This is a genomic window from Cupriavidus sp. 05N40, from assembly GCF_056397305.1.
Map to the genome: position 1 here is coordinate 47,467 of NZ_JBFTND010000006.1, position 20,064 is coordinate 67,530.

The 20,064-nt window shown below is 68.7% G+C and carries 21 protein-coding genes; 12 read left to right on the plus strand and 9 right to left on the minus strand.

What is annotated here, in order from left to right; all coding sequences use genetic code 11:
* Positions 1–18: 18 nt before the first annotated feature.
* Positions 19–1,230, minus strand: coding sequence for a globin domain-containing protein (locus AC1DO7_RS02795; RefSeq protein ID WP_441615759.1), 1,212 nt, complete (start codon positions 1,228–1,230; stop codon positions 19–21).
* A 283-nt stretch (positions 1,231–1,513) separates the two neighbouring features.
* Between AC1DO7_RS02795 and AC1DO7_RS02800 the strand changes: the two genes are divergently transcribed.
* Positions 1,514–2,038 (plus strand): RrF2 family transcriptional regulator, encoded by a 525-nt coding sequence (locus AC1DO7_RS02800; protein ID WP_441615757.1) that lies wholly within the window; start codon positions 1,514–1,516, stop codon positions 2,036–2,038.
* 210 nt (positions 2,039–2,248) lie between these two features.
* Positions 2,249–2,686 (plus strand): carboxymuconolactone decarboxylase family protein, encoded by a 438-nt coding sequence (locus AC1DO7_RS02805; RefSeq protein ID WP_441615755.1) that lies wholly within the window; start codon positions 2,249–2,251, stop codon positions 2,684–2,686.
* Positions 2,687–2,769: 83 nt separating this feature from the next.
* Here the strand turns inward: AC1DO7_RS02805 and AC1DO7_RS02810 are convergent, their stop codons facing one another.
* The 6 genes from AC1DO7_RS02810 to AC1DO7_RS02835 all read right to left on the minus strand — a co-directional run bounded on the left by AC1DO7_RS02810 (position 2,770) and on the right by AC1DO7_RS02835 (position 8,154).
* Positions 2,770–3,228 (minus strand): cupin domain-containing protein, encoded by a 459-nt coding sequence (locus tag AC1DO7_RS02810; protein ID WP_477115769.1) that lies wholly within the window; start codon positions 3,226–3,228, stop codon positions 2,770–2,772.
* A 16-nt stretch (positions 3,229–3,244) separates the two neighbouring features.
* Positions 3,245–3,682 carry a carboxymuconolactone decarboxylase family protein gene (locus tag AC1DO7_RS02815; RefSeq protein ID WP_441615752.1) on the minus strand — a complete coding sequence of 146 codons (438 nt, stop codon included), beginning with the start codon at positions 3,680–3,682 and terminating at the stop codon, positions 3,245–3,247.
* Positions 3,683–3,840: 158 nt separating this feature from the next.
* Positions 3,841–5,265: a MocR-like pyridoxine biosynthesis transcription factor PdxR gene (gene pdxR, locus AC1DO7_RS02820; RefSeq protein WP_441643260.1), complete on the minus strand. Its 1,425-nt coding sequence runs from the start codon at positions 5,263–5,265 to the stop codon at positions 3,841–3,843.
* Positions 5,266–5,359: 94 nt separating this feature from the next.
* Positions 5,360–6,421 carry an SLAC1 family transporter gene (locus AC1DO7_RS02825; protein ID WP_441623632.1) on the minus strand — a complete coding sequence of 354 codons (1,062 nt, stop codon included), beginning with the start codon at positions 6,419–6,421 and terminating at the stop codon, positions 5,360–5,362.
* Between the two features lie 65 nt (positions 6,422–6,486).
* Entirely contained in the window at positions 6,487–7,698 is a 1,212-nt protein-coding gene (locus tag AC1DO7_RS02830) for an NnrS family protein (protein ID WP_441623630.1), read from the minus strand.
* Positions 7,699–7,749: 51 nt separating this feature from the next.
* Complete coding sequence (locus AC1DO7_RS02835; RefSeq protein WP_441623628.1) at positions 7,750–8,154, minus strand: hemerythrin domain-containing protein; 405 nt, start codon at positions 8,152–8,154, stop codon at positions 7,750–7,752.
* Positions 8,155–8,295: 141 nt separating this feature from the next.
* On the opposite strand from AC1DO7_RS02835, the gene AC1DO7_RS02840 reads away from it, so the two are divergent.
* From AC1DO7_RS02840 to AC1DO7_RS02875, 8 genes are all read left to right on the plus strand, one after another.
* Entirely contained in the window at positions 8,296–8,457 is a 162-nt protein-coding gene (locus tag AC1DO7_RS02840; protein WP_441623626.1) for a hypothetical protein, read from the plus strand.
* A 248-nt stretch (positions 8,458–8,705) separates the two neighbouring features.
* Entirely contained in the window at positions 8,706–10,319 is a 1,614-nt protein-coding gene (locus AC1DO7_RS02845; RefSeq protein ID WP_441623624.1) for a cbb3-type cytochrome c oxidase subunit I, read from the plus strand.
* Positions 10,320–10,322: 3 nt separating this feature from the next.
* On the plus strand, positions 10,323–10,925 hold the full coding sequence (locus AC1DO7_RS02850; RefSeq protein WP_441623622.1) for a cbb3-type cytochrome c oxidase subunit II: 603 nt from the start codon (positions 10,323–10,325) through the stop codon (positions 10,923–10,925).
* A gap of 22 nt (positions 10,926–10,947) precedes the next feature.
* Complete coding sequence (locus tag AC1DO7_RS02855) at positions 10,948–11,556, plus strand: c-type cytochrome (RefSeq protein ID WP_441623620.1); 609 nt, start codon at positions 10,948–10,950, stop codon at positions 11,554–11,556.
* A 1-nt stretch (position 11,557) separates the two neighbouring features.
* Positions 11,558–12,208: an SCO family protein gene (locus AC1DO7_RS02860; RefSeq protein ID WP_441649676.1), complete on the plus strand. Its 651-nt coding sequence runs from the start codon at positions 11,558–11,560 to the stop codon at positions 12,206–12,208.
* Complete coding sequence (locus AC1DO7_RS02865) at positions 12,205–12,828, plus strand: hypothetical protein (protein WP_441623616.1); 624 nt, start codon at positions 12,205–12,207, stop codon at positions 12,826–12,828. Before AC1DO7_RS02860 ends, AC1DO7_RS02865 begins: the two co-directional genes overlap by 4 nt.
* A gap of 172 nt (positions 12,829–13,000) precedes the next feature.
* Complete coding sequence (locus AC1DO7_RS02870; protein ID WP_441623614.1) at positions 13,001–13,984, plus strand: tripartite tricarboxylate transporter substrate binding protein; 984 nt, start codon at positions 13,001–13,003, stop codon at positions 13,982–13,984.
* A gap of 204 nt (positions 13,985–14,188) precedes the next feature.
* Positions 14,189–15,307, plus strand: coding sequence for a porin (locus AC1DO7_RS02875; RefSeq protein WP_441623612.1), 1,119 nt, complete (start codon positions 14,189–14,191; stop codon positions 15,305–15,307).
* Positions 15,308–15,435: 128 nt separating this feature from the next.
* On the opposite strand, the gene AC1DO7_RS02880 is transcribed toward AC1DO7_RS02875, so the two are convergent.
* A complete protein-coding gene (locus AC1DO7_RS02880; protein WP_477115770.1) occupies positions 15,436–16,500 on the minus strand; it encodes a maleylacetate reductase in 1,065 nt (354 codons plus the stop codon).
* A gap of 61 nt (positions 16,501–16,561) precedes the next feature.
* Positions 16,562–17,770, minus strand: coding sequence for an FAD-dependent oxidoreductase (locus AC1DO7_RS02885; RefSeq protein WP_441623609.1), 1,209 nt, complete (start codon positions 17,768–17,770; stop codon positions 16,562–16,564).
* 219 nt (positions 17,771–17,989) lie between these two features.
* Here AC1DO7_RS02885 and AC1DO7_RS02890 point away from each other — a divergent pair, with 219 nt between their 5' ends.
* Both AC1DO7_RS02890 and AC1DO7_RS02895 read left to right on the plus strand, forming a co-directional pair.
* Positions 17,990–18,958: a LysR family transcriptional regulator gene (locus tag AC1DO7_RS02890; protein ID WP_441623607.1), complete on the plus strand. Its 969-nt coding sequence runs from the start codon at positions 17,990–17,992 to the stop codon at positions 18,956–18,958.
* Between the two features lie 123 nt (positions 18,959–19,081).
* The gene (locus AC1DO7_RS02895) at positions 19,082–20,047 is read left to right on the plus strand and encodes a VOC family protein (protein WP_441643258.1); all 966 of its coding nucleotides are present in this window, start codon (positions 19,082–19,084) and stop codon (positions 20,045–20,047) included.
* Positions 20,048–20,064 lie beyond the last annotated feature (17 nt).

Genomic DNA, 20,064 nt, shown 5'->3' on the forward strand with positions numbered 1-20,064 from the left:
TCGGCCCGGGCCATCCCCTTACAACAACCCGTCCAGCAGATCCGGCCCGAACACCTCGCGGTGCACGCGCTCGGCCTTCACGCCGCGCGCTTCCAGCGCGGCGCGTTGCGCCTGCATGAAGGGCAGCGGGCCGCAGAGGTAGAAGTCCGCGTCGGCGAGGTCGTCGCCGGCGAAGATGGCGTCGATGTCCATGCGGCCGGGCAGGGCGGGCTGGGCCAGGAACTCGGCTTGCTCTCCGGATTCCAGGAAGAAGTGCGTGCGCAACTGGGGCAACTGGCGTGCGGCGTGCCTGACGTCCTTGATATGGGCGACGTGCGAGACCATGCGCGCGGCGTGGCCGAAGACGACCTTGCGGGCGGGGTTGCGCTGGGCGACGGCGTTGAGCGCCGAGATCATGGGCGTGACGCCGACGCCGGCGGAGAGCAGCACGATCGGGGTGCTGGGCTCGATGCTGGGCGCAAAGTCGCCGAAGGGCTGGCTGACCATCAGGACGTCGCCTACCTTGGCGTTGTCGTGCAGCCAGCTGGAGACCGCGCCGGCGGGCAGGTCGGCACCGTCGCCGCGGTCGCGCTTGACGGAGATGCGCCAGGTGCGGCCGTTGGGCGCGTCGGACAGGCTGTACTGGCGCTGCTGGAAGACGCCGTGCGACAGTTCCACCACCACGGAGATGTACTGGCCGGGCAGGAAGTCGACCAGCGTGGTGCCGCCGACGGCTTCGAAGGTGAAGGATGTGATGTCGGCGCTTTGTTCTTCGCGGGCGATGATGCGTACCGGCTGGCGATGGTCGGGGCCGGTGTTGGCGCGCTCGTACAGGCGGGTCTCGGCGGCGATCAGTTCGGCGGCGAGCAGCCAGTAGGCTTCGTCCCAGGCGGCGACGAGTTCGGGCGTGGCGGCGTCGCCAAGCACTTCGCCGATGGCGCCGATCAGGTGGCGGGCGACGACGGCGTAGTGGCTGGGCTTGATGCCGACCGAGGCGTGCTTGTGCACGATGCGGCTGACCACGGGGGCCAGCGCGCTGTTGTCGCCATAGTTGGCGGCATAGGCGAACACGGCGGAGGCGAGCGATTGCTGCTGCGAACCATTGGCCTGGTTGCCCATGTTGAACAGGTTGGTCAGCTCGGGCCTGTCGGCGAACATATTGCGATAGAACGTGGTGGTAATGGCAAGGCCATGTTCCCGCAGGACGGGTACGCTCGCATCGATCAGGGGTCTCGATTTTTCGGACAGCACGGCAACCTCCAAAGATATACAGTTAATGCAACAAATAAGACGAATGGGTCCGCAACGTTGGGCGGTGGTGGCGTGCGATCTCGATCTGTTCGCGACGCCCTGGAACCCATTTTATTAAACATGCATTTGCTGTGCAACATAAATTTGCGGCATTGCAAAAGATGCATGAAGTGTCCATGTTAGACTGCGCCTGCCGTCACCCGAGGGCGCAACGCCCGCAGCAGGCGCTTCCTGGCTGCCACGCAAATCGCATCACGATCCGCACGGCGGAGGAGCACTTTCCATGAGACTGACCGACTACACCGACTACAGTCTGCGGACCCTGATCTACGTCGCGGTCTACCCGGGCGAGCTCGTCACCATCCAGCGTATCGCCGATGCGTTCGACATTCCCAAGAACCACTTGATCAAGATCGTGCAGAAGCTTGGGCAGGCTGGCTTCCTGCACACCGTGCGCGGGCGCGCGGGCGGCATCGAGCTGGGCCGGCCCGCGGCCGAGATCAACGTGGGGGAGGTGATCCGCACCATGGAGTCGGACTTCAGCCTGGTGGAGTGCTTCCAGGGCGACGACAACCATTGCGTGATCACGCGCGTGTGCGGCCTGCGCGGGGTGCTTTCCGCGGCGCTGCGGGCCTACTTCGAAGTGCTGGACTCCTATAGCCTGCAAGACCTGGTGGAGAAGCCCGCGGCGCTGAGCCGGGCGCTTGGCCCCGACGGCGCGGACACGGTGGTCGGCATTCCCGTCAAGAGCGTGACGCGCAAGGCGCGCGCCGCGCCGGCGGTGCCCGGCGAGAACGGTCCCGCCTAGCCGGCGCCGCCTGCCGGGCGGCGGTGCCCGGCGAGAACGGTCCCGCCTAGCCGGCGCCGCCTGCCGGGCGGCGGTGCCGCGGGCAGCTGGCACTGGCTACCCCAAATGGCCACCAAATGGCCACCAAATGGCTATTGTCGACGCGGCCAGCCGAAACTAGGCTGTGCCATGGGTCCGGCCGTCCGGCCGGGCCGCGCAGGGGAGACAGGGATGGCATTGCGCCTCGACAGTTACCGGGCCAACCGGACCAGCACCGAACTATTGCTTCGCCTCGACCGGCGCAGCGAGCGCTACCGGCTCGAGCATTCGCTGGCGGACCTGGTGCGCCTGCGGGTATCGCAGATCAACGGCTGCCCCTATTGCATCGATCTGCACTCCGCGCGAGCACGCAAGGACGGCGAGATGGCGATACGGATCGATTTGCTGGAAGTGTGGCGCGAGACGACGCTCTATACCGACCGCGAGCGGGCGGCGCTGGCGTGGGCCGAGGCGGTGACGCGCGTGGCCGACACGCATGTGCCGGACGAGGTCTGGGATGCGGTGCGGCCGCAGTTTTCCGAGCGGGAGATGGTGGACCTGACCTTGCTGGTCACGGCGGTCAATAGCCTGAACCGCTTCGGTATCGCGTTCCGCCGCGCGCCCGCCTAGGCGTGGCGAGGGCGGCAGGCAAGCGATGCGCGGGCGTGATGGGCCGGACGGCGGCTCCCCCGCGCGCAGCCCGTTCCCGCGGCTTACTGAGGTAGCGGGCGCTTGATCGGCTCGCCTTCGGCGGCGATGGCGAATACCAGCAACCTGGCCGGCCTGGTCTTGCTGGCGTTGCGCGTGACGAGGTGCTGCGCGCCGGGCGGCTCGTACCAGCTCTGGCCCCTGGCGTAGGTCTTGGCCGGCTCGCCGCCGAGCTGCGACACCACTGAGCCTTCGAGCACGTAGGCGAAGATCGAGCCTGGATGGACGTGCGGCGTGGATTCCTGGCCGGGCGCGAAGGTGACCGTGGCCAGCAGCACGTTCTTGCCGCCTGCTTCCGGAATCGCCTGCTTCATTACCGGCTGCACGCTTTCCTCGGCGTGGCCGGRCTTGCCGTCCGGCGTGTGGGCGCGGGCCTGGCCGGCGCCGGCCAGGGCCAGCATGGCCGGCACGAAGGCGGCGATGATGAGGCGGGGCATCGCCCGCCCGCTGTTCGAACGGGTCATGATCGGCGTCTCCCGCTCAGGCCGGCAGCTTGCGGAACGAGATGGCGAAGCGGTTCCAGCTATTGATGGCGGAGATCAGCAGTGTCAGGTCGACCAGTTCGGCATCGTCGAAGTGCGGGCGCACGGCGTCCCAGGCAGCGTCGGGCACATGGCTTTCGGAGACCAGCGTGACGGCCTCGGTCCAGGCCAGCGCGGCCTTCTCGCGCTCGCTGAAGAACGGGGTTTCGCGCCAGACCGACAGGGTGGCCAGGCGGCGGTCGTCTTCGCCGCCCTTGCGCGCGTCGGTGGTATGCAGGTCGACGCAGTAGGCGCAGCCGTTGATCTGCGAGGCGCGCAGGCGCACCAGTTCCACCAGCGGTTTTTCCAGCCCGCTCTTGGCGATGCGCTCTTCCAGGCCGATCAGGGCCTTGATGGCGGCGGGGCTGGCTTTGTAGAAGTCGAGACGTTGTTCCATGCTTTGCTCCTCGTTTGCGCCGCCGGGATGGGGCGCGACAGGAACAAGATTAGGACGCGTACTGGCTATTCAAAAGAGCCAGTTTTCTGTAATTTGAGGTAACCAGTGGCGCGGCCGGGCGGTACACGGACCACGTGCCGGCCGCCCTCACGCCGCCATCACGCCGCCATCACGCCGGCCAGCTTTTCCATGCCGGCATGGATGTCGGCGACGCCGATGCCGCCATAGCCGAACAGCAGCCCCGGCTCGGCCTGGCGCCCGGCGTACATGCCGGAGATGCCGTACAGGCCGATCGAGGCCGCCGCGGCGCGCACGATCAGCGCGCGCTCGTCCTCGCCCGTCTTCAGGTGGGCGGCCAGGTGGATCCCCGCGGCTGGCGCATGGGCCGTGAACCACGGCGCCAGCGGGCCGTTTAGGTGCGCGAGCAGGGCCTCGCGGCGCGCGGCGTATTCCTTGTGCATGCGTCGCAGGTGCTTGGCGAAGTAGCCGTCGAGCATGAACTTGGCCAGCGCCGTCTGGGTCATGGTGCAGCTGTGCCAGTCGCCCGCCTGCTTGGCGCGGCGCATGGCGTTGCCGAGCGGGGCCGGGGGGATCACGTAGCCGATCCGCAGCTCGGGGAAGATGGTCTTGGAGAAGCTGCCCACGTAGGCCACCACGCCGGCGTTGTCCAGGCTCTTGAGCGACTCCATCGGCCGGCCCATGAAGCGGAATTCGCCGTCGTAGTCGTCTTCCACCACCAGCGCGCCGCGCCGCTGGGCCCATTCCAGCAACGCCATCCGGCGCTCCAGGCTCATCGCCATGCCGAGCGGGAACTGGTGCGAGGGCGTCACATAGACGATGCGCGCATTGTCCGGCAGCGCGTCCACGACCAGCCCGTCCGCGTCCACCGGCACATAAGCCAGCCGTGCGCCCACGGCGGAGAAGACGATGCGCGCGGGCGGGTAGCCGGGGTCTTCCACGGCCACCACGTCGCCCGGGCGGCTCACCACGCGGGCCAGCAGGTCGATGGCCTGCTGCGCGCCATGCGTGACGATGACATCCTGCCAGTTGCTGACCACCGCGCGGCTGAAAGCCAGGTAGCGCGACACCGCCAGGCGCAGTTCCTGCTCGCCGGCGGGGTCGCGGTAGGCGCCTCGTCCGCGTGCCTGTACCCGCAGTGCGTGCCCCACGCAGCTGCGCCATTTGTCGAAGGGGAACAGGCTTTTGTCGGTCACGCCGCCGACGTAGTCGAAGGCAGGCGCCGCGCCCGGTGCCGTGTGCGGCAGGGCGTCCGGCAGTTCTTCCCAGATCGAGCCCGAGCCCGGGCTCGGGAATGCCGGCGAAGGTGGATGCGCCAGCCGGCTCATCTCGGGCGCCACGAAGGTACCGTCGCCGGCGCGCGAGCGCAGGTAGCCTTCGGCGATCAGGCGCTCGAAGACATCGAGCGTGGTCTTGCGCGAAACGCCGAGCCTGGTAGCGAGATCCCGGGTGGACGGAAGCCGTTCGCCCGGCGCCAGCCGGCCGTCGACGATGCCCGCGCGCAACTGGCGGTAGAGCTGGCCGGCCAGCCCTTGCCGGCCGTGAATATTCAAATGGACATCCATTTACTGGTTACCTGAGGCGCAAGGAATTTCGTAGATTCTACGAGCCAGTCCGGACGCTTTCCACTTGCCCCGGACGGGCATCGTCGTTTGTGCTTCATCCAGCGCTGCCCGCGCCGGCGGGCGCGGCGGCGCGCGGCGCCAGGCTGCCGGCGAAGCGGCCCGCCGTACGCAGCGCCAGGTAGCCGATGACCAGGTTGCATGCCAGGAAGAACGGCCCGGCCAGCGCGCGCGCCGCCGGCACGCCGGCAAGGGCCAGCTGCAGCACGCCGACCGCGGCGCTGGCCAGCCCGAAGGTGTACGACCACGAGCCGAAGTGGTGGAAGGGCTGTTCGCCAAGCCAGCGAAACAGGCGCAGGCCGAGCAGCATCTGGAACAGGCCGTAGCCCAGCAGCATGAGGATCCACTGCGAGTGGGCCGATTGCGGGGCTACGGCCAGGCATGCGGCCGCGCACACCATGGGCGGCGCGAACTGGATGCCCAGCAGCGCCCGCTGCGAGGCCGGCATGCCCTCGTGCTGCAGCAGCCGGCCAACCACCTGCGATTCCAGCGCCAGCCACGACAAGGTCCCCGCCCCGACAAACAACCAGCCCCAGTCCGCGTGGCCGAGCACGCCCAGCGTGGCGCCGCTGGCCAGGTTGGCGGCCACCGTGGGCAGGTAGAGCGCAGGCGTGGTGTCGCGCGGATCGCGGCCGCCTTGCCACAGCCTGCCGGTGTGCCAGAGGGCGAAGGCCAGGTGCCAGCCGATGCCGGCCACGGCCAGCAGCCACGCGCCGGCCGGCGAATACGGCAGCAGCGCCGGCACCAGCTGGAGCGTGGCGATGGCCAGCAGGGCCGGCGTGCTGCCCCGTACCGGATGCGCGAATTCTGCTTCCAGGGCGCCGCGCCGGTGCAGGAGCTGCGCGGCATAGGTCACCAGCAGCCCCGCCCACAGCAGTGCCGCGCAGGCCAGGATCGTCTCGGAGATGGCATGCGGCATCTGCCACAGCGTGCTGGCGTGGCGCCACGCGCGGCCGATCACGGCCAGCCCCAGCACGATGCTGAAGGCCGCGGCCGGCAACGGCGGCGCCATGGCGGCAGCGTGCGGGACGGCGGGTTCGTTGGCGGCACAGGCCGGCGCGATGCCGGCCGCTGGCGGGTGGAGCGGTTCGTGGGACATGGGGGCGGCTTGCTTGCGTACTGACGTACTTCCAGTGCGGAGATTCCCTGGCCGTGGGGCAGGCGTCAGCCCTCGCGCCCGTCGGCGCGCGGCCGCGTCAGGAACGGCGCGTACTTGAACAGGTAGAGGGCGAATGCCGCCATCCAGGCTGCCGCCGCCGAGCCGATCCAGAACGCCTTGTACTGCGGCAAGAGCAGCGGCCCGGCCACGCGCAGCAGGGCCGCCGCGGCGATGCAAGCGTAGGCGGCCGTTTCCATGGCGCGCGCTTCGAGCTTGCGGCCGGTGTGGCCCAGCGCCGTGCGCGTGATCATGCCCATGATGGCGCAGCCGATGGCGCCCACGGTGAGCGCGTGCAGCGCGGTGGAGCGGTCCGCCCAGCCCAGCGCGGCGGCGGCCAGCAGCGCCAGCCCAAGCGGCAGGCAGGCGTAGGCCAGGTGCAGGATGGCGGTCAGCGGCGTGCGCAGGGTATGGCGCGAGCCCCAGCCGCCCAGGCGTACCGCCTGGGCCAGGGCCGCCAGCAGCGCGATCGCGGCGGTGGCGATGCCTTGCGGGGCCAGCGCGCAGGCGGCCATCGCGGCCAGCGTCAGCGGCACCACGCTACGCTCGGCCAGCGAAGAGCGGCGGATCCGTACCCCGGGTACGGAATTGGCGGTGAACATGGGGATGACGCGCCCCCCGATCACCGTGATGAACACCACCACCAGCCCGATGCCGGCGTCGGCGCTTTGCAGCGCCACGTGCGCGGCACCCCGCGCCAGGGCCACATGGAACGCCAGGTTGAGCGCCCACAGCAGGAACATGGCGCCGGCCAGGCCGTAGTTACGCTTGCTGCCGGCGCGCACCAATACATGCAGGAAGCTGGCCGCGCATAGCAGCAGGAAAGCCAGGTCCAGCACCACCGCGGCCGGCGCCGGTCCGGTCCACATCAGCACGCGCGCCGCCAGCCAGACGGCCGCCAGCGCGGCCAGCAGCGCGCCGCGCGGTGTTTGCAGCCCGGTCCAGTTCTTGCCCGCCGTGAACAGGAAACCTACCACCACCGCCGCCGCAAAGCCGAACACCATTTCATGGGCATGCCAGAGCATGCCGCCCATGGGCGGTTGCGCGGCGCCGCCCGGCCACCAGCCCAGGTAGATGGCCGCCCAGAGGCCCACCGAGACCACCGCGAAGGCAGCCGCGAGCAGGTAGAAGGGCCGGAAAGCAAGAGCGAGCACGGGATGGCCGCCGGGACCGGCAGGGGAGCGGCTGGCGGGTGGCTGGGTCTGGAGCAGGGGCTGCATGGGCGCCTCGCAGAATGTCGGGTTACGTATCCCCGTGGGATGCCGGGGAACTCAGGCTGTGGCGGCTTCCTCGCAATGCTTGCGGAAGGCCGGGTACAGGCGGATCTCCTCGCGCGTCATGCGGGCCCGCAGGCGCGACACGGTGCGACCCAGCGCACGTGCGAACTCGAGCTTGTCGCCGCCTTGCCGGTAGCTATCGAAGAAGGCCAGCACCTCACGCGAGATGACATGCATCTCCGCCTCGTATTCCTGCGCGATCGGCTGGGTTTGCGCATGGCGGTGCATGGGCGGATAGAGGCGGCGATCTTCGCGCGCCAGGTGGGCTACCACCAGCTGGCGCAGCTCGACGAGCTTCTTCTTGCCGGCATCCGAGCCGATGCCCAGGGCATGGAGTTCGTCGAGCATGGCGAAGATGCGTTGGTGCTCGTCCAGCATGGTGTCGATCAGCGAGGTCATTGCGCTTCTTCCTTGTCGTATTTATCGCGGTTGCGGCGGGCTCACGCGGTGTCTTTGCATCGTGCGGCGCAGCAACCTGACAACGATTCTATAAAACAAGCATTTCAAATGCAACATAAAAAACGGCGTGCGAATCGGGCCATGCAAAAGGACTGGCAGGCAGCGGGCGCGACGATCCGCCGCGGCATTGCCGGGCAAGCCATTCCCGGCAATGCCAGCAAGCACTGCAGCGAAGCGGCCCCACAGGTGGTTACCAGAAAAATCCGAAAACTGGCTATGGCGGCCAAGCCATCGAGGACCTAATCTGCACGGGACGGGGCCTGTGGCGCACCCAGGCGTAGCCGTTTCCCGCCTGTGCCAGCCCTTTCGCAAAAAAAGAACCAAGTTTGATCATCGTCTGCGCATGCCTGCATGCCGGGATGAATTAACGGAGGGCAGGCTGCCGCCGGGCGCCGCCTGCATGTCCGCAATATTGCCACCCACAGGGCGGGCGCATCCGCATGCCCGGCAACCGTCGCCATACGCTAAGTGCGGCAGCAACCGATCGTCCCATGAACACCATCGCTATCCTGCTATCCGCCTTCTTGCTCTCGGTGGTCGCGCTCGCGGCCTTTATCTGGAGCATGCAGAAGGGCCTGTTCGATACCTCGCCGGCCGCGGCGAACGTGATCTTCGACCGCGGGGAGGCGGGGCAGTCGGAAGACCCTGCCTCCGACCAGTCGGGCGCGCACGCGTACAGGGCTGCCCACGAGGCGGAGCACGATTCGTCGCGCGATATCGCCGATGAATCGTCGGCACCCGTGGTCTTCCTGTTTATCTGTTGCGCCATGGTGTGGCTGGTGGTCGCGTCCATGGCGGGGCTGACCGCCTCGGTCAAGCTGCACGAGCCCGACCTGCTGGCGCAGGTGCCCTGGCTGTCCTTCGGCCGCATCCGCACCATCCACCTGAATGCCGTGGCTTACGGCTGGGCACCGATGGCAGGCTTGTCGATCGCGCTGTTCCTGCTGCCGCGCCTGCTCAAGACACGCCTGCAGGGCGCGAAATACGCGGTGCTGGGCGCCGCGCTGTGGAACGCGGGCCTGATCGCCGGCATCGGCAGCATCGCCGCCGGCATCTCCGACGGCCTGGAATGGCTGGAGATTCCCTGGCAGGTCGACATCCTGCTGGTGGCGGGCGGCGCGCTGGTCGGCATGCCCCTGGTGCTGACGCTGGTCAACCGCAAGGTGGACCACCTCTACGTTTCGGTCTGGTACATGGGCTGTGCGCTGTTCTGGTTCCCGGTGCTGTTCCTGGTGGCCAATTTCCCCGGCCTGCACTTCGGCGTGGAGCAGGCCACCATGAACTGGTGGTTCGGCCACAACGTGCTGGGCCTGTTCTACACGCCGCTGGCGCTGGCTTCGATCTATTACTTCCTGCCCAAGATCATCGGCCAGCCGGTCAAGTCGTACGGCCTGTCGTTGCTGGGCTTCTGGGCGCTGGCCTTTTTCTACGGCCAGGTCGGCGGGCATCACCTGATCGGCGGCCCGGTGCCTGGCTGGCTGATCACGCTGTCCATCGTGCAGAGCATGATGATGCTGGTGCCGGTGATCGCGTTCTCGATCAACCAGCACCAGACGCTGCGCGGCAACTTCCACCGCCTGATCGATTCGCCCACGCTGCGCTTCATGACCTTCGGGGGCATGATGTACACGCTCAGCTCGGCCCAGGGCTCGTTCGAGGCCCTGCGCTCGGTCAACCGCGTGACCCACTTCACGCACTACACCGTGGCGCACGCCCACCTGGGGCTGTACGCCTTCGTCAGCTTTGCCTTCTTCGGCGCGATCTACTTCATGGTGCCGCGCGTGACCGGCCGCGAATGGCCATACCGCTGGATGATCTACGCTCACTTCTGGCTGGCCGCGGGCGGCATCGGCGTGTACTTCGTGGGACTGTCCATCGGCGGCTGGCTGCAGGGCACGGCCATGCTGGACGCCGCCAGGCCATTCATGGATTCCGTGAGCGTCACCATCCCCTACCTGAAGGTGCGCTCGCTCGGCGGCAGCATGATGCTGCTCGGCCATCTCTTCTTCGTCACCAATTTCGTATGCGCAATTCTTGGCCTGGGACCGAACCGGGACCGGCCCGCTCTGTTCCATCAAGGCCGCAAGCGGGCACTGGGAGCTTGAAACGTGAACAATGAACGAGCCCTGCTGGCCGGCGGCATGGTCATGCTTGCCCTGGCAACCAGCGCCCTGGTCGTGATTCCCTACCTTCAGCTCAGGGATGTGAAACCCACCGAAGGCGTCAAGCCGTACTCCGCCGCGCAGCTGCGCGGGCGTGAGGTATATATCGCCAACGGCTGCGTCTACTGCCATTCGCAGCAGCCGCGCGACGCTTCGTTCGCACCGGACGCCAAGCGCGGCTGGGGCCGCGTGGCGGTGGCCGGCGACTACTACTACGACAAGCCGCACCTGCTGGGCACCATGCGCACCGGGCCCGACCTGATGAATATCGGCGCGCGCCAGCCCAGCGCCGACTGGCACCTGGGCCACCTGTACCAGCCGCGCGCCTATGTGCCGGGCAGCATCATGCCGAGCTATCCCTTCATGTTCGACATCAAGGACAAGGCCGAGCAGGGCGACAAGGTGGTCGCGCTGCCGGAAGCCTTCAACCCGCCCGGCAAGGTGGTGGTGGCCACGGCGACCGCGCTCGACCTGGTCGCCTACCTGCAGTCGCTCAACCGTACCGGCGCCGTGCTGCCGGCGCCGGCGCCCGCCAAGCCAGCCCAGTAACCGCGTCCCGGAGAATACACAGATGGACAACCCATCGGAAAAGCGCCAGGCCGCGGCAGCCCGCTCGCGCGAGAACCCTGATCCCCACGAGAGCCGCACGCCGATTCCCAAGGTGGTGCTGGCCATCGTGGCGGGGCTGGTGGCCTGGGGCGCCTGGTAYATCGCCGTGGCGCCGATCGACCAGCCGCCGGAGTTTGGTGACCGCCGCACCGTCGCCGACCTGCAGGGCAGCGGCAAGCCGGCCGGCGGCAGCGTCGACGGCGCCGCCATCTTCCAGGGGCGCTGCGTGGCGTGCCACCAGGCCACCGGGATGGGCTTGCCCGGCGTGTTCCCGCCGCTGGCCGGCTCGGAATGGGTCAACGGCAAGGATGCCAAGGCAGCCGCGATCGTCCTGCGCGGCATCACCGGCAAGCTGACCGTCAAGGGCAGCGCGTACAACGGCGCCATGCCGGCCTTCGCCGACCAGCTCAACGACGCCGAGATTGCCGCCGTGCTCACGCATGTGCGCGGCCAGTGGGGCAACAGCGCGCCGCCGGTGACGGCAGACACGGTCAAGGCCGCGCGCGCCGAAACCGCCGCCATGACAGCGCCCTTCGACGGCGACGCCGGGCTGGGCGCGCCGGGCGGCTGACATGATGTCGCCCGCACGGCCGGCAGCCGCGGGGCCGGCACTGGCATTGTTGCTGGTGCTGGCGCTGGCCGTCGCGGGATTGCACTACCTCACCTTCGGCTTCACCGCCTGGACGCTCGATGACCGCCGCGCGGAGCGCATCGGACAACACGCGCTGGCGCTGCCCGCCATCGATACGCGCAACCAGCTCGGCCAGACCACGCGGCTGTTCGGCGCGGGCGTGCAGCCAGGGCAGGGCGCGCAGCTCTACCTGGTCGACTTCATCTACACACGCTGCATGAGCGTGTGCCGCGCGCTCGGCTCAGAGTTCGCGCAACTGCAGTCGCGCATCCGCGCCGACGGCATGGAGGGCCGCATCGGACTGGTTTCGCTCTCATTCGATCCCGCGCGCGACGATACCGCCAGCCTGGCCGGCTACGCGCGGGAACACCGTGCGCGACTGCCCGGCTGGCAGGTAGCGGCCCCGCTCGCAGCGCCTGCCATGCGGGCGCTGCTGCACGATGCCGATGTCATCGCTATCCCGGATGGCCTGGGCGGCTTCGAGCACAACGGCGGCTTGCACGTGACCGATGCCCGGGGCCGCGTGCTGGCCGTCTACGCGCTGGCCGATTACCAGCAAGCCTACGACTTCGCACGCGGGAGGGTGCGATGACCGCGCCGGTCGCCCAGGTGCCCTGGCTGCGCCAGCTCGCCGCGCGCGTGCCGGGCCGCGCCTGGCTCGCCGCCGCGCTGGCGCTGGCCGGCGGTGCGCTGTGCATCCCGCGCGTGCATGCGCTGCTCGAAGGCTCGATGACGCTACAGATGCTGGTGCTGCTGCCGGGCCTGTCCGGCGCCGGCTGGGCGCTGCCCTGGCTGCTGCCGTGCGCGCGTCGCGAGCGCGTCGCGGCGGCCTTGCGGCCCTATCTGCTGAGCCTGCTGGCGTTTGCGCTGCTGGCCTACGGCGCATGGATGCTGCCTATCGCGCTGGACCTGAGCCGGCTGGAACCGGCCACGCTGGCTGCCAAGTACGTGCTGGTGCTGGCGGCCGGCATGGCGGCGCATATCGGCGTGGGGGCCGGCGCATGGCCGCTGGTGCTGTTCTTCGGCGGCAACTATGTCTGGATGGGGCTCACCATCGGGCTGCTGTTCATCGACAGCGAGCAGCGGCTTTGCGCCAGCTACCTGCTGGCCGACCAGCGCGTCGCGGGCGTGGGGCTGACCATCTATTCCGGGCTGCTGGGCATCTGGCTGCTGGCCTGGGCCGCGGGCAAGGCGGATCAGCCCGCGGTCTAGCAAGGCGCCCATCCAGGGTATGCGAGGCATGCGCGCGCATGCAAGCCGCTTATGCCATCCATTAGCCATTGGGCCTGTCGCCCGCCATCAACGCATTGTCTAATGCATCGAAAACCAGGCGCAGCGGGCCGGCCGGCACCGCTGCCGATAACGATGATGGAGACAATGCCCTATGAAGCGCCCCGCTTTGCTGCTGTCCACCTGCGCGCTGCTCGCGTGCGGCGCCGCCCGCAGTGCCGATACGGCCACCGTGCCATTCCCCACGCGCCCGATCCGTCTGGTGGTGCCACTGACCAGCGGGGGCATCGCCGATGTGATGAGCCGCGTATTGGCCGAGAAGCTCAAGGATTCGCTCGGCCAGGCGGTGGTGGTGGAGAACCGGCCCGGTGCCGGTACCATGCTCGCCTCGGAATACGTCGCGCGCGCCGATGCTGACGGTTACACGCTGCTGATGGCGGCGTCTTCGCTGACCATCGCGCCGGCCGTGTATCCCAAGGGGCGGGTGCGGTACGACCCGGTGCGCGACTTCGCGCCGATTTCGCTGGTGGCAGAAGTGCCGCAGGTACTGGTGGCCACCCCGGGCCTGCCGGTGCGGACCGCCGGCGAACTGATCGAATACGCGCGCCGCCATCCGGAGCAGGTCAACTACGCTTCGTCCGGCGCCGGCACGTCCAATCACCTGGGTGCCGAGCATTTCAACCAGCTCGCGCACATCCACATGAAGCACGTGCCATACAAGGGCACCATGCAGGGCCTCAACGATGTCGTGGCCGGGCACGCCCAGGTCATGTTCGCCGACCTGGCCGCGGCCGACAGCTTCATCAAGGCCGGCAAGCTCACCGCGCTGGGCCTGAGCAGCGCCCGGCCATCGCCCGCGCGTCCGCAGTTGCCCGCCATCGCTCAGTCGGGCCTGCCGGGTTTTGCCAGCATGTCGTGGCTTGGCCTGCTGGCGCCGGCCAATACGCCGCCGCAGGTCATCGCGCGGCTGAACGACGCAGTGCTCAAGGCCCTGCGTTCGAGCGACGTCAAGGCGCGCTTTGCCGCGCTCAACGTCGACCTGGCGCCGTCCAGTCCCGAGCAGTTCAAGCGCTTTATCGCCAGCGATGCGGCCCGGTGGGCCGACATCGCGCGCGCCACCGGCGCCTCGGTGGAATAGCGCCCGGCTGCATTCGCCGCGCCGCGCGCGCCGCAGCAGCCGGCGCGCGCTGCCCTGCGCCCCTGCGCGGGGCTGGTTACGGCCGAGACTCTGCGCCGACGCCATCCCTGCGGGTGCCTGCCTCGCGCGTTGCCTGCGCGCGCGTGCCCGCGCATTGCGCCGGCGCCTCACTACAACAACAGCAAGTACCGGAGGAGACATCCCATGAAACCAAGCCAGCTCACGATAGCCGCACAAGCCACGCAAGCCACCCTGGCCGTGCTGGCGGCCATGCCGTGCGTGGCGGCCGCACAGGCCGTCACGCTGTACGGCGTGGTCGATACCGGCGTGGAGTACATCAACCACGTCGGCGCGGCGAGCGACCACGTAGCCCGCATGCCGGGCCTGACTGGCACCGTGCCGTCGCGCTGGGGCCTGCGCGGCAACGAAGACCTCGGCCATGGCCTGAAGGCCGTGTTCGTGCTGGAGTCCGGCTTCTCGCCCGACAACGGCGTATCCAACCAGGGCGGCCGGCTGTTCGGGCGCCAGGCCTATGTCGGGCTGGCGGGCAACTGGGGCCAGCTCGGGCTCGGCCGCCAGTACACCATGACGTTCTGGGCCAACCTGGAAGCCGACATGCTCGGCCCAAACACCTTCGGCTCGGCCTCGCTGGACAGCTATATGGCCAACTCGCGCGCCGACAACGCCATTACCTACAAGGGCACCTTCGGCGGCTTCACCATGGGCGCCAGCTACAGCTTCGGGCGTGACGGCGCCAATGCCGGCCCCAGCCCGGCCGGCACCAACTGCGGCGGGGAAAACCCGGCCGACCCGCGTGCCTGCCGCGAGTGGTCCGCGTTGCTGCAGTATGACGCCAGGGCGTGGGTGGTCAACGCCGCCTACGATTCGCTGCGCGGCGGGCCGGGCGCCTTCGGCGGACTGACCAGCAGCGGCCTGCGCGACGACCGCCTCTCGCTCAACGGCTTCGTGCGTTTCGGCGAGTCCAAGGCGGGCCTGGGGCTGGTGCGGCGCGACAACAAGGGCAGCCCCACGCCGCGCAGCGATCTCTGGTACGGCGGGGTTTCCTACGCGGTGACGCCGGCCTTCAGCGTGGACGGCGAAGCGTTCTACCTGCGTTTCCATGACAGCAGCAACAAAGCCTGGCTGTTCGCCGCACGCGCCACCTATGCCTTGAGCAAGCGCAGTTCGGTCTACGCCACCGCTGGCTATATCAACAACGGCGGGCAGTCGGCCTTGTCGGTCAGCAACGGCCAGCCTGGCGCGAATCCCGCGCCGGGCGCCACCCAGCTCGGCGCCATGGTGGGCATCAAGCACGTATTCTGATGGCACTGCGCCGGCCCCGGTATCGCTGCGGCACCGGGTTGGCCGGATGCACGAAGGGCCGGCGGAAATTCCTGCCGGCCCTTCGCGTTTTTCTTTCGGCTGCGGGAGGCAACCGCCAGCGCGCCTGGTCAGTTCGGCTCCACGCCCGCGAATGCGTTCTCCAGCAAGTGCAAGATGCCTTCGCGCGTGAGCGGCGCCGGGTTGGGGTAGGGCGCGCGCAAGGCCTGGTCGGCCACGCGCGCCAGGTCTGCGTGCCGTACGCCAAGTTGCTCCAGCGCCAGCGGCACCTGCAGGCGGCGCGCCAGCCGGTGCAGGCCGCGCGCGGCGTCGTCGCCGCCGAGCGCGCTGGCAATGCGCGCCATGACCCGCGGCGCGGCGGCCGCGTTGTACTGCACGGCATGCGGCAGGATGATGGCGTGGGTCTCGGCATGTGGGAGGTTGAGCATGCCGCCCAGGGTGTGGCAGAGCTTGTGGTGCAGCGCCACCACGCAGCTGCCGAGCACCGAACCGGAGAGCCAGGCGCCATACAGGCAGGCGGTGCGCGCGGCCAGGTCATGCGGGCGTGCCATGACATCGGGCAGCGCGCCGGCGAGGGCGCGGATGCCGTCTTYGGCCATCAGCGTGGTGACGGGGTTGGCGTCGGCTGCGTACATCGCTTCCACGCAATGCGCGATGGCATTCAGGCCGCTGGTGGCGGACATCGCCGGCGGCAGGCTCAGCGTGAGCCGCGGGTCATAGACCACGCTGCGCGGCAGCACCTGCACCGAGCGCCCGGTCTTCTTCTCGCCGTTCTCGGTGATGCCGTAGATCGGTGTCATCTCCGAGCCGGCATAGGTGGTGGGTACCGCCACGATGGGCATGGGCGACTCCAGCGCGATCGCCTTGCCCAGGCCGATGGTGGACCCCCCGCCCACCGCCACCGCGCAGTCGGCGCCCAGCCGCGCGGCCAGCGCGCGCGCCTGGCGCGCGACCTCGATGGGCACATGCATCACCGCACCCGGGAACGTGCCGCCATGGCGATCGCCCAGCAGCGCGGCGACCTGGTCCGCCAGCGCGGTCTGCTCGGGCGTGCACAGCACCAGCGCGCGCTTCGCGCCGACCAGGTCGAGCTCGCGCGGCAGCGCCGCGAGCGAGCCGGCGCCGAACACCACGCGCGCGGGCAGGGGCGAGTAGATAAAGCGGTCTTGCATCATGTGTGGTGTCTCCCAGTGGTGGCGGCCGGAGCCGCGGTCATGCCGCGCCCATGGCATCGCCTCAGGCGATGGCATCGGCGCGGCGTATCGAAGCGATCATCGAGCTGTCGAGCAGGAATTCACGGGTCTTGCGCGGGTCGAGCGAGATCGCGTGCATGGCCTGCTGGTTCTGGCGGCGCACCTGCGGGTCGCGCTCTTCCATGGCCTTCTTGTTGCGGATGCTGTTCTTCTGCACCACCTCCACCGCCACGGTGCGGCGCTGGCGCGAGTAGAGGTCCAGCAGCCCGGCGCCGGCGCGGCCGTGCCATACCTCGGCCAGCTTGTTGCCGAGGTTGAAGGCGTCATGCACGCCGCCGTTCAGGCCGAAGCCGCCGATGGGGTTGTTGATATGGGCCGCGTCGCCGGCCAGCAGGATGCGGTCCTTGACGAAGGTGTCCGCCACGCGCTGGTGCACGCGGTAGGTGCCGGAGTAAGCCAGTGGAAAATGCATGTCCACGCCGAGCGTCTCGCGCAGGCGGGCCTGCACATTGGCGGGTTCGAGCAGCACCGCGTCGTCCACGTCGGGGTCGGCCGGCATGGCGACGCGCCAGAGGTCGGGGCGGGCATCGTCGTACAGCTTCAGCACCACCGCCCAGTGGTCCGGGTCGGAGACGTAGGCGGTGCCGGTGTAGCCCAGCGGCTCCATCGGCATGGCCACATTGGTCACCAGGAACTTCTCTTGCCAAGTAAAGCCCTCGAAGGCGAAGCCGGCGCTCTTGCGCACCATGCTGCGGGCGCCGTCGGCGCCCACCACCCATGGCACCTGCAACGCGCGCGAGCCGTCCTTGCTGCGCAGCCGGAGCGTGGCGCGCTCGCCGTCGCTGGTGGCCGATTCGAGGCTTTCACCGAAGCGCAGCTCCACGCCGGGCAAGGTGCGCAGTTCTTCGACCAGCAGGCTGGACAGGTAGTGCTGGGGCAGGTGGAAGCGAAACGGGAAATCCGTCAGCGCGGACAGCGTGCCGAGATCGAACTCGGCATAGACGCCTTCGGTGCGGTCGCGCATCTGCCAGACCGGGATGCGGATGCCCATGCGCGTCAGCGCCGCCTCGACGCCGAGCTCGCGGAAGATCTCCAGCGTGGGCGGATGGAAGGCTGCGCCGCGCTGCTCGCGCGCGATCTCGTCCGCGCTCTCGAACACGACGCAGGGCACGCCGCGGCGCGCCAGCGTCAGTGCGGTGGTCAGGCCAACGGGGCCGGCCCCGATAATCGCAATTCGTTCATCGTATGACATGTTCGGTTCCTTGTTTGGATCGGCGTCGCCTAGAATCCGTGTGCAAGGTACCGGCCGGCCCGGCGGGTGTCGATACGCACAATCGCATCGGCGCCATTCGGAACTTGAATGCGCGCCGGCCACACGGGCGCGCGCGGTTCGGGTACAAGGAAGCCTGCCGCGGCGCTGGCGTTCGCTCCCGCCAGGCAGTGCGCCACAGTCCACACAGGAATTCTGTTCATGGCAAAGAATGCCGGTTTCGCCGCCTCGCTCGACCTTCGGCTGCTGATYGTCTTCGACGCGGTGTTGCGCAAGCGCAGCCTGACCCAGGCCGGAGACAGCCTCGGCTTGAGCCAGCCGCTGATGAGCCAGTCGCTGAGCAAGCTGCGCCAGTACTTCGGCGATCCGCTGTTCGTGCGTACCACGGCCGGCATGTCGCCCACGCCGCGCGCGCGTGAGCTGGCGCCGCGCATCGCCACCGTGATCCAGCTGATGCAGGAGGCGATAGAAAGCCCCGACCAGTTCGATCCGGCGCTGTCGCACCGCAGCTTCAGCTTCGTCGCTACCGATTTCGGCGCGGCCTTCCTGCTGCCGCGGTTGCTGCGCCACCTGGCGGAGCATGCCCCGGGCATCCGCGTGCGGGCGATTGCAGCGCCGCGCCATGGCGTGGAGGAGATGCTGGAGGAGGGCGAGGCGGACCTTGCCCTGGGCAGCTTCGCGATCAGCCGCTCCCCGTTCTACCAGCGCCGGCTCTACGCCTCGGACTATGTCTGCCTGGCGCGCGCCGGCCATCCGGCCGCGCAGGGCGTGYTGGACGAGCAGGCTTATCTCAATGCCTCGCATGCGCTGGTGGCACCGCTGCCAATCGGCTACGAGGCGCTCGAGCGCTTCTTGCTGGACAGCATTTGCGCCGAGCGCTTCGTGGTCACGCTGCCGAACTTCCTGACCGTGCTCACCACGCTGCCCAGCTCCGACGCCTTGTTCACGATGTCGCGCCGGGCCGGGGAGGAAGTGGCCAGGCTGGTCGGCGCCCATGTGATGGAGCTGCCGGTGCGCATCCCCGGCTTCGTGGTGCGCCAGTTCTGGCACGAGCGCTTCCACAAGGATCCCGCCAACAAGTGGTTCCGCGACCTGATCCACTCCCTGCTGGCCGACCACGGCCACGCGGACGATGGGGGTGAAAGCGGCGACGGGGCCCGCTCCGCCTGACGCCCCCGGATGCCGTTTTGGCATTCGGTCTATGCCTTTGCGGCTATGGCCGCGTGCCGGGTGCCCTTCCATACTTCTGCCAGGCCCGCATGCACCGGTTGCGCGGGCAGTCAAGGAGACGGTATGGACAATACGCAAGGCAATCTCATTCGTGGTCTGCATCACATCACGCTGTGCACCAGCACGGCCCAGGGCGATGTCGACTTCTTCGTCAAGGTGATGGGGCAGCGTTTTATCAAGCGCACGCTCTTTTACGATGGCCGCATACCCATCTACCACCTTTACTTCAGCGACGAGGATGGCACCCCCGGCACGGTGATGACCACCTTCCCGATGCGACGCACGGAACTCGTCGGGCGCAAGGGATCGGGCCAGTTCACAGCCATTGCCTACTCGGTGCCGGCGGGCTCGCTGGATTTCTGGCGCGAGCACTTCGGCCGCAACGGCATCGCCATTGCGCAGGAGTCGGAGCGCTTCGGCGAGAAGTACCTGCGCGTGGTGCATGCAGGCATCGACTTCGAAGTGGTGGAGGATCCCGCCGATACGCGCAAGCCGTGGCGCTCCGGGCACGTGCCGGCGCAATACGCGGTGCGCGGCTTCCATAACTGGACCGTGACCGTGCGCGAGCTGGAGGACATGGACACCTTCATGGAGCGCGCCTGGTACTTCCGCAAGACGGCGGACGACGGCAGCTTCACGCGCTACGAGGCGGGCGAGGGCGGCGCCGGGCGCCGCATCGACGTACTGCACGCGCCAGACCTGCGCCAGGGCACCTGGACGCTGGCCGAAGGCATCGTGCACCACGGCGCCTTCGACGTGGCGGACTACGATAGCCAGGCCCGCGTGAAGTTCGACACCGAGGGCATGGGCTTCACCGATTTCTCGGACCGCAAGAACCGTGGCTATTTCGAATCGGTCTACGTGCGCACCCCGGGTGGCGTGATGTTCGAGGCGACCAAGTCGCTCGGCTTCAAGATGGACGAGGAAGAGGCGCTGCTGGGCACGGAGCTGAAGATCTCGCCGCAGTTCAACGTCTCGCACGAGGACCTGCGCAAGCAAATGCAGAAGGAGGACCCGATCCATGTCTGATCGCAACAAAGCAGGAC

Coding starts and splice junctions, on each gene's coding strand:
- AC1DO7_RS02830 (WP_441623630.1), bottom strand. CDS start 7,698: ATGCAGCCCCTGCTCCAGACCCAGCCACCCGCCAGCCGCTCCCCTGCC.
- AC1DO7_RS02870 (WP_441623614.1), top strand. CDS start 13,001: ATGAAGCGCCCCGCTTTGCTGCTGTCCACCTGCGCGCTGCTCGCGTGC.
- AC1DO7_RS02885 (WP_441623609.1), bottom strand. CDS start 17,770: ATGTCATACGATGAACGAATTGCGATTATCGGGGCCGGCCCCGTTGGC.
- AC1DO7_RS02815 (WP_441615752.1), bottom strand. CDS start 3,682: ATGGAACAACGTCTCGACTTCTACAAAGCCAGCCCCGCCGCCATCAAG.
- AC1DO7_RS02875 (WP_441623612.1), top strand. CDS start 14,189: ATGAAACCAAGCCAGCTCACGATAGCCGCACAAGCCACGCAAGCCACC.
- AC1DO7_RS02840 (WP_441623626.1), top strand. CDS start 8,296: ATGCAAAAGGACTGGCAGGCAGCGGGCGCGACGATCCGCCGCGGCATT.
- AC1DO7_RS02860 (WP_441649676.1), top strand. CDS start 11,558: ATGATGTCGCCCGCACGGCCGGCAGCCGCGGGGCCGGCACTGGCATTG.
- AC1DO7_RS02865 (WP_441623616.1), top strand. CDS start 12,205: ATGACCGCGCCGGTCGCCCAGGTGCCCTGGCTGCGCCAGCTCGCCGCG.
- AC1DO7_RS02805 (WP_441615755.1), top strand. CDS start 2,249: ATGGCATTGCGCCTCGACAGTTACCGGGCCAACCGGACCAGCACCGAA.
- pdxR (WP_441643260.1), bottom strand. CDS start 5,265: ATGGATGTCCATTTGAATATTCACGGCCGGCAAGGGCTGGCCGGCCAG.
- AC1DO7_RS02895 (WP_441643258.1), top strand. CDS start 19,082: ATGGACAATACGCAAGGCAATCTCATTCGTGGTCTGCATCACATCACG.
- AC1DO7_RS02825 (WP_441623632.1), bottom strand. CDS start 6,421: ATGTCCCACGAACCGCTCCACCCGCCAGCGGCCGGCATCGCGCCGGCC.
- AC1DO7_RS02835 (WP_441623628.1), bottom strand. CDS start 8,154: ATGACCTCGCTGATCGACACCATGCTGGACGAGCACCAACGCATCTTC.
- AC1DO7_RS02845 (WP_441623624.1), top strand. CDS start 8,706: ATGAACACCATCGCTATCCTGCTATCCGCCTTCTTGCTCTCGGTGGTC.
- AC1DO7_RS02800 (WP_441615757.1), top strand. CDS start 1,514: ATGAGACTGACCGACTACACCGACTACAGTCTGCGGACCCTGATCTAC.